At 46.2% G+C, this 8,090-nt stretch carries 7 protein-coding genes; 3 read left to right on the forward strand and 4 right to left on the reverse strand.

The annotated features are described in order from the left end of the window. Positions 1-29 precede the first annotated feature (29 nt). Positions 30-893 carry an HTH-type transcriptional activator IlvY gene (gene ilvY, locus KDK16_RS03875; RefSeq protein ID WP_257274753.1) on the forward strand — a complete coding sequence of 288 codons (864 nt, stop codon included), beginning with the start codon at positions 30-32 and terminating at the stop codon, positions 891-893. A 27-nt stretch (positions 894-920) separates the two neighbouring features. On the opposite strand, the gene KDK16_RS03880 is transcribed toward ilvY, so the two are convergent. The 4 genes from KDK16_RS03880 to KDK16_RS03895 form a co-directional block, all read right to left on the reverse strand. After that, positions 921-2,021 (reverse strand): hypothetical protein, encoded by a 1,101-nt coding sequence (locus KDK16_RS03880; RefSeq protein ID WP_257274754.1) that lies wholly within the window; start codon positions 2,019-2,021, stop codon positions 921-923. A 238-nt stretch (positions 2,022-2,259) separates the two neighbouring features. Next, positions 2,260-3,363, reverse strand: coding sequence for a hypothetical protein (locus KDK16_RS03885; protein WP_257274755.1), 1,104 nt, complete (start codon positions 3,361-3,363; stop codon positions 2,260-2,262). Positions 3,364-3,619: 256 nt separating this feature from the next. Next, entirely contained in the window at positions 3,620-4,588 is a 969-nt protein-coding gene (locus KDK16_RS03890) for a hypothetical protein (protein ID WP_257274756.1), read from the reverse strand. Positions 4,589-4,638: 50 nt separating this feature from the next. Continuing rightward, entirely contained in the window at positions 4,639-5,733 is a 1,095-nt protein-coding gene (locus tag KDK16_RS03895; protein ID WP_257274757.1) for a transposase, read from the reverse strand. A gap of 46 nt (positions 5,734-5,779) precedes the next feature. On the opposite strand from KDK16_RS03895, the gene tnpA reads away from it, so the two are divergent. Beyond that, entirely contained in the window at positions 5,780-6,184 is a 405-nt protein-coding gene (gene tnpA / locus KDK16_RS03900) for an IS200/IS605 family transposase (RefSeq protein WP_257274758.1), read from the forward strand. 618 nt (positions 6,185-6,802) lie between these two features. Then, on the forward strand, positions 6,803-8,090 hold a 1,288-nt coding region (locus tag KDK16_RS03905; protein ID WP_257274760.1), incomplete at its 3' end, for a hypothetical protein.

Genomic DNA, 8,090 nt, shown 5'->3' on the forward strand with positions numbered 1-8,090 from the left:
CCCCTGAGCGAAGATGAGAAACAGTCATTATGGATTTGAAACCACTGAAGCATTTCCTGAGTCTGGCTGAAACACTTCATTTCGGCCGTGCCAGCGCAGCTTGTCATATCAGCCCATCGACCCTGAGCCGCAGCATACAGCATCTGGAAAATAAGTTGGGGGTATACCTGTTTGAACGGGACAACCGCAGTGTCAGCCTGACTGCAGAAGGCATTAAATTTGAGAAATATGCCCGGGAAACCCTGATTCAGTGGTCAGCGATTCGTAACGAGTTGATTGCCGAATCCAAAGAGCTCAAAGGTGAGATCAGTGTTTATTGCTCCGTGACCGCCAGCTACAGTTTTCTTTATGATATTCTCAAGCGCTTTCGCCAACGCTATCCGAGCATTGAAATCAAACTTCATACTGGCGATCCTGACTCAGCCATTCAGCTGATCACCTCTGGTAAAGAGGATATAGCCATTTCTGCCCGCCCGGATAATTTATCCTCAGAGATTCAGTTTCATAGTATCGGACTCTCGCCACTGGTCTTCATAGGCCCTGCTTCAGGAGAAATTTCTACCCCTGAGTCGGTTGAAGAGTGGAGTAGAACGCCCATGATCCTGTCAGAAAAAGGTATTGGACGACAGCGGGTGGATCACTGGTTTTCAACCAAGGGCATCAAGCCAAAAATATACGCTCAGGTAGCTGGCAATGAAGCCATTGTCAGTATGGTCAGTTTGGGGTTTGGAGTCGGCGTAGTACCCCAGATTGTTCTGGATAACAGCCCACTGTCCGACAAGGTTAACATTCTGAACATCACTCCCTGGCTGGCAGCTTATGATGTGGGATTATGTGTGCTGGACAAAAAACTCAAAAGCCCATTAATTCAGGCTTTCTGGGAGCTGCTATAGACGACTCCCCTGACCAGAACAGCTCGTTCAGTGCGTTGCCAAGCCCGAGTCCAGGCCAAAAGCTTCGAGGAGGTTCAGCTCAAATCGATTGTTTTTTGCTTCCTTCATAACCACCTTATTTTCGGCAAACCAGGACTTGCCCAGACACCAGGCTAAAAGGGTCTCCCCATGATGAAATATAAGAATCTGCCTTCCTGTGCCAGAGTGACTCAGCAGGTAAGGAGTCACCTGCCCCGCACTCCAGGAAAAATTTTTGAAGCGACAACCGCCTTTCACTGAGTCGCAAGGTGCATGTTCTGACCAGATAAGCTTCTGATGGTCTGGTATAAAGAGGTCGTACGCTCGCGGCGGCCTCCAAATGATCCTCTTCAGTTGATAACCGGGTCGATCCGTTATCACAACTAACTCCTGATCGGAGCCGCCATAAAGTGAACTCAACCTGCGAAAGTCATAATTGGCATTAAATAGATAAGCGACACTGCTGTGTAGATGACCACCGATCACTGTACTCGGCGTCGATTCATCCTTGATACCCTTTCTTTCTTGCCAGTCAGGCACCAGAACCACTGGTATTGAATTATTGTAGTAACTGGCAAAATAGGAATGCCAGTTAATAAAGCGATCCAGCCAGTTCTGACAGACTGCGCGGCTATCAAGATAATCGTCTGCAGATTTATGGAATGCCTTGAGGGTTCTGCTACCAGTATTAATGGCTTCACAGTTGCTGGCGATCAGGGAAGAGTAGTGCAGAAAACCAAAAGGCAAACCTCCTGGTTTGGCTTGAGTGAGACTCTTCCATCTCTGGTAATCTTTTCTGAGATGACTGAACAGGCTCTTCAGTCTCTGCTCCTTCACTGCCTTAATGCCACTCCACCAGTATTCTACTTCAGACAGCTTAACGAAATGTGGTTCTTCTGTATTACCGATCAGTTTGCTGGCGACAATCCAACGGTTAGTTTGATAATTTACCACACCTATAAATAAAGGGTGGGCAGGGTAGCCCGAAGTTGCTTGTTTTTTACTGACATAAAAAATGAATTCATCTTCCGTGAAAACATAGTACGATATCCCTATCGTCACCCCTGCCAGAACCGCCAACCCTACAAGAGTGTCTCTGTGTGCTCTCATCCCGGCCTGTAAGTGAGTGTTCCCGGAGAGCACTAAAAAAACGACAATTGTCTTTAAAGTATTCTGCTGTCCAATCAGATGTCTAACCATCGATACGTCCAACACGTAATTTATAACACCACCCAGTATAGATAATTAAAGAACACCTTTTGTTAATAGAATAAGGGCAAAAACTCTGATCGAAAAACAGTTTCCGGGAGTCGGCAGAACAACACGACTTTGGAGCTTTTATAGACGACTATTTACTTGTTGTTTCGAGATCAAAAGCCTTGGTAAGATTCAGCTCAAATCGATTGTTTTTTGCTCGCCTGGAAACCACTTTATTTTTGGATAACCAGGGTACACCGAGATACCAGGCAACAACGGTCTCACCATGATGAAATATAAGAATCTGCCTTCCTGTCTCGGGGTGGCTCAGCAGGTAGGGAGTCACTTGTTCCGCACACCCGGAGAAATTTTTAAAGCGACAGCCCCCTGTCACCGGATCACAGGGGACATGTTCTGTCCAGGACATCTTGCGATGATCTGGCAGGAAGGCATTGTACTGGCTCCAGCCCCCCCAGCTGATCCTGCTCAGCTGATAACCGGGTCGATCCGTAATCACAATCAACTCCTGATCAGAGCCGGTATAAAGTGACTCCAACCTGCGGCGAAAGTTATAATTGGCATTAAACAGATAAGCTACCGTGCTCTGCAAATGGCCGCCGATCACTGTACTCGGCGTCGAGTCGTACAGAACCCTCTCTCCTCCTTGCCAATCAGGCACCAGAACTACCGGAATTGACTTATTGAAGTCACTGGCAAAATAGGGATGCCATTGAATAAAGAGGTCCAGCCAGTTCTGACAGCGCACGCGGCTATTCAGATAATCGTCTTCAGATCCATGGAACGCCCTAATGGTTCTGCCGGCTGTATTAATGGCTTCACAGTTGCTCGCGATCAGGGACGAGTAGCGCAGAAAAGAAGAAGGCACATTTTCTCGTTCTATCGTAGAGAGACGCTTCCATCTCTGGTAATCCTTTTCGAGATGACTGAACAGGCTTTTCAGTCTCTGATCTGCGTCAAAGTGACTCCACCAGTGTTCTATGGCAGACAGCCTAAAGAATTTTGGTTCTTCTGGAAAACCGACCACTTTGCTGGCAACAATCCAACGGTCAGTTTGATAATTCAGCACGCCTACATATAAAGGGTGTGCAGGCCGTCTCGCAAATGCCCGTCTTTTACTGGCATAAAAAACGAATTCCTCTTCCTCAGAAAGATAGCACGATAGCCCTATTCCCAATCCTAACAAGCCTGCCATCATGCCCAGAGCTACAATAGTGTCGCTGCATGCTGTTCTCATCTTGGCCTGTAAATGAGTGTGCCCGGAAAGCGCAAAAGAAACAATGAGTATCTTTAAAATGCTTTGCCGTCCAATTCGGTATCTAACCATCAATGTGTCCAATGCGTCATTTATAATGCCGAACAGTATAGATAACTTTAGAGCAGCTGCTTTTAAAAAGAATAAGAGTTAGAAATGCTGCCCACATGATTAAGAGCAAAACATTCCCTGGGAATCAGCAAAAAATCCCGAATTTGGCGCTGTTATAGACGAACATTTACTTCGTTGCACCGAATTCAAAAGCTTCGATCAGATTCAGCTCAAATTGATTGTTTTTTGCCCGCCTTGAAACCACTTTATTTTTCGATGACCAGGATGTACCCAGAGACCAGGCGACGAGGGTCTCACCATGATGAAATATAAGAATCTGCTTTCCCGTGTCGGGATGACTCAGCAGGTAGGGAGTCACTTTCTCCTCACTCCCGGAAAAATTTTTGAAACGACATCCGCCAGCCATTGGATCACAAGGTGTATGTTCTAACCAGAAAGGCTCTGGCAGGAAGATGCTATAAAACCACGATGGCCAACGACTGACCCTGTTCAGTTGATAACTGGGTCGATCTGTTACCACAACTAACTCCTGATCAGAATTGCCATAGAGTGAACTCAACTTGCGAAAGTCATAATAGGCATTAAACAAGTAAGCGACACTGCCATGGAAATGGCCTCCGACCAGCCTGCTCAGCGTCGATTCGTAGGGGATGGCTTCCTTTCCTTCACGCCAGTCAGGCACCAGAACCACCGGGATTGACTTGTTGTAGCGACTGGCAAAATAGGCATGCCATTTAATAAAGTCACCCAGCCAGTTCTGACAGAGCATGCGGCTATTCAGGTAATCGCCTCCATGGAATGCCTTAAGGTTATTGTCAGCAGTATTACTATTAATCTGAATGGCTTCACAGTTGCTGGCGACCAGGGACGAGTAGTGCAGAAAATCAGAAGGTAAATCTTCTGATTTGGCCTGAGTGAGGCTCTTCCATCTTTGGTAATCCTTTTCAAGATGGTTGAACAGGTTCGTCACTTTCGGGTCCACTTGAAAAGGAAAGAGACTCCACCAGAATTCTACATCAGACAGCTTAACAAACCTTGGTCCCTCTGTTTCACCGATCAGTTTACTGGCAATAATCCATCGGTTAGGTCGATAATTCTCCACGCCCTGAAACATAGACTGGACTGGATAGCCCATAGCTGCCCGCCTTCTGGTAACAAAAGAGATAAATTGACATCCTCCCACAGCTAAAGCAGTGGGATTCCTCCAGCGAGACGGCTATGCCCAGCCGCAAGAATGTTCTTTGCTGCATTTAAATCACGCAGGTGTTCAGCTCCGCACTCTGAACAAGTCCATTCTCTTATTCGCAAACCTGTTCTACCTTTCGGACTGCTGGACGGAATAGTGCCACAGCTCGAACACGTTTGGGTGGAGTAGGATTCGTTGACGACCTCGAACACAACTGACTGCGCTATCGCTTTGTACTTCAGTTGATCTTTCAGTATTCCCCAACCAGCATCCAGAACAGACTTAGCCATTTTCGTTTTTGCTAGTCTGGTACTGCTTACATCGCCTACGAATATAGCGGCGTGGTTGTTTACCAGCCGTGTCGTAAATTTATGAATCTGGTCTTTTCTGCGATTTTTAATTTTCGCATGAATAGCCTTAACTCTTTGCTTCTTGTTGGCTCTTTGAGCCTTACCGAGTCTTTCTTCCAGCTCACGATAAAACTGCTTTGATTCAAGCTGATCGCCGTTACTGCAAGTAGCTACATCTTTCAGCCCAAGATCAATTCCTATAGCGGTTTTGCCTTCGGTAACAGGTTTTGATTCGGTTTGCACCGCCACATTGAAGTACCAGCGCCCACGACTATCTTCTGAAAAACTGCCTGCAAGAAATTGATACTTTGAAAGACCGTAACTATCCCAGACGTTAAAGCTTTTTCTGGCAAACCTTACCTGTCCGTTAGACCACTTTGCAGAGCCTTTTTTGAAAGGTATCCAACCAAGAGAGCGCTTGCTTCCAGAGCTGATGCGCCAACGTAGCTTTGCTTTCTTAAATTGATTTCTAGCTTGATGGTGCTTTGCACAGACTTCCTGAGCCGTGTGAGACGGAATTAAGTACTTTTGCTCTTTCCTGAAAACAAGAACGGGCTTCTGGACATCATAAGCAGACAACCAAACAGGCTTAACCGGCCCATAGTCGCTCGTACGACCATTGGCTTTCATGGTTAGCTCGTTAGCCAGATTAAAGACTTGATTGACCTCATAAGCCATTTCACGCAGTACCTTTGCGTGTTTGTCTTTCACCCTGACTGACAGTGTTTTGGTCTGAATACCCATAATGATTTATTATATAGACCATAATGGCTATTTCAAGGTTGGTCTAATGGAATTAAGAAAGGGTAGAAGATGCGTTTTTATGCTTCATGCACACATGATTTTTATCACAAAGTACAGAGGCAAAGTATTTACAGACAGACATCTGAAAACACTTGAAAAAATATTCCGAAGCGTATGTTCTGATTTTGAAGTAGAACTGGAAGAATTTAACGGCGAGCAAGATCACGTACACATTCTGGTAAACTATCCACCAAAAGTAGCAGTATCAAAACTGGTAAACAGTCTGAAAGGTGTTTCAAGCCGAAGACTGAAACAATACCATCCAGAGCTGATAAAGCCTGCCTATATGAAGAATGCTCTATGGAGTCCGAGCTACTTTGCGGGTTCCGTAGGTGGTGCGCCGATTGAAGTTCTTAAGCAATACATCGAACAGCAGGATAGACCGCATTAGGAGTCCTATCGGACTCCGAGCTATCCTTCCCAGCACTAGAAGTACTGGGCTTGACGCTCTTTCCGGTCATCTTCCATAGTAGAAGCATCCCACAATACCATAAACGTAAATACCGCCATGCTCAGACCTGCTACGGTGCATCTGAATGTTTTTGTGCCGGCCTGTAAATGACTGTGCCCAAGAAGCACAAAAAAAACGATGAGTATCTTTAAAATTCTATGCTGTCCAATTCGGTCTCTAACCATCGAAACGTCCAATGCCTGATTTATTCTGCAGACCAGTATAGATAACTTTAAAACCGCTGCTTTTAAAAAGGATAAGCGTTAGAAATGCTGCTCAAAAACAAGTTTCTGGAAATGAGCAGACCATCCCGATTTGAGAGCGGTTGTAGCCGACTGTTTACTGATTCTTTTGAGTCGTGCTCTGCTTCGATGTTAAGAGCTTACTGAACTGATGCCTCGACCTGCCGAAGGGTTTTGATCAACCTTGTGCATGATTATCTTAAGCCCATAATCCTGAACAATCGGCCAGATGCACGCTCATTTCATATTGGAAGAGGTCAGGAATGCATACTTATCTTGTTGTTAGGCTACTTTGCACATAGCTGGATAAAAATGTATGGATTTAACGATGAACAAAACCCTCTCCACGGTGTTTCTTTTGTTGTTGTTCCCGTTGTCTGTCATTTGCAAGGCCGAAAACTTAACAGGACGTTTTGTTGTCGAATTTGTGCCGGATCGTGGTTCAGTTTCTCCGGATCATATCTTTTCTATAAAGCCCGACCTGAATACATTGTCGGGCAGCTCGCCGGACATTGAGGGTACAAACGGTTTCAACGACCCGGATTTTCCGGCTGATGACAAACGACATGGACTTAATGGTTACGGATTAACAACAACCCTTATTGAGTCGATTTCGTGGCATTTGCTTTGTGCCACTCCGCTGCTGGTTGCTTATGAACTGGCTCTGACCACCAATGACACCTCTCCAGACTTCAAAACTTATTCCCGGCTAACTTTAGAAACGTTTATCGCTGTTGGCTCGCTGTTAAACAGCTATTGGAACCTCAATTCACCGATGTTTAACCCCATGGGACAACCAGAGGCGAATCAGGATCACCCGTTTGCGATCAACACCATGACGTTTGGTCCCAGAAATAACCCAAAACAAGGCCAGTCATCCAACTTATCCACCCAGCAAACCTCAGGGACAAACACCCAAGTTAAAGGCATTGTCACAAGTTACCCGCATTCTGACTCTGGCGGTGGTAGCGAAAACCCCGAACAACAACAGCAGCATACTTTCGGTTTCAATTGTTACGTAGATAACTGTCATGGCGTTTGTCGATTCCGACCACCACCCGTTAAAGAAGATCTGGTTGGAGCAGGTGAGTGCCCTATATGCTTTATGACGTTTAAAAATGTGACTGTTACCCCCTGTTGTTCGCAGCAAATTGACACAGACTGTTTACGAAAGGTGTTTTTGAGCCCTTCACAACTGTCAGCGAAAACCTGCCCATATTGCAGAGCAAGCCTGTCTTTTTTAGCACAATCACCTGATTTTACAGCAAACGCAGGGGCACATCGGGACTTACGAGCTCCTCATAACGAGCCCTCTGGCATCGGTTCCTCACAAACGAGCTCTTTCGTTAACACTACGAGACGCGGGCGAATGATCTGTGACGTGACCATAGTCGGCGAACATGGTCAGCTGCGGCCATGCGGGAGGGCTTTTAACAATCCCAGAGCCCTGTCAAGTCATAGATACAGATGTCACCATAGCGGGGAACAAATCTGTGAGGAGATAGTAATCAGCGAGGGTGGCCAGCGGCGGCGGCCATGCGGGAGGGTTTGCCCAAATGCCAGAGCCCTGTCGATTCACAGAAGCAGACACCACACCGGGCAAC

It is taken from the genome of Endozoicomonas sp. SESOKO4 (assembly GCF_024606275.1).

Bases quoted from the DNA above. Each gene is read 5' to 3' on its own strand.
- ilvY (WP_257274753.1), top strand. From the start codon at position 30: ATGGATTTGAAACCACTGAAGCATTTCCTGAGTCTGGCTGAAACACTT.
- KDK16_RS03880 (WP_257274754.1), bottom strand. From the start codon at position 2,021: ATGAGAGCACACAGAGACACTCTTGTAGGGTTGGCGGTTCTGGCAGGG.
- KDK16_RS03885 (WP_257274755.1), bottom strand. From the start codon at position 3,363: ATGAGAACAGCATGCAGCGACACTATTGTAGCTCTGGGCATGATGGCA.
- KDK16_RS03890 (WP_257274756.1), bottom strand. From the start codon at position 4,588: ATGGGCTATCCAGTCCAGTCTATGTTTCAGGGCGTGGAGAATTATCGA.
- KDK16_RS03895 (WP_257274757.1), bottom strand. From the start codon at position 5,733: ATGGGTATTCAGACCAAAACACTGTCAGTCAGGGTGAAAGACAAACAC.
- tnpA (WP_257274758.1), top strand. From the start codon at position 5,780: ATGGAATTAAGAAAGGGTAGAAGATGCGTTTTTATGCTTCATGCACAC.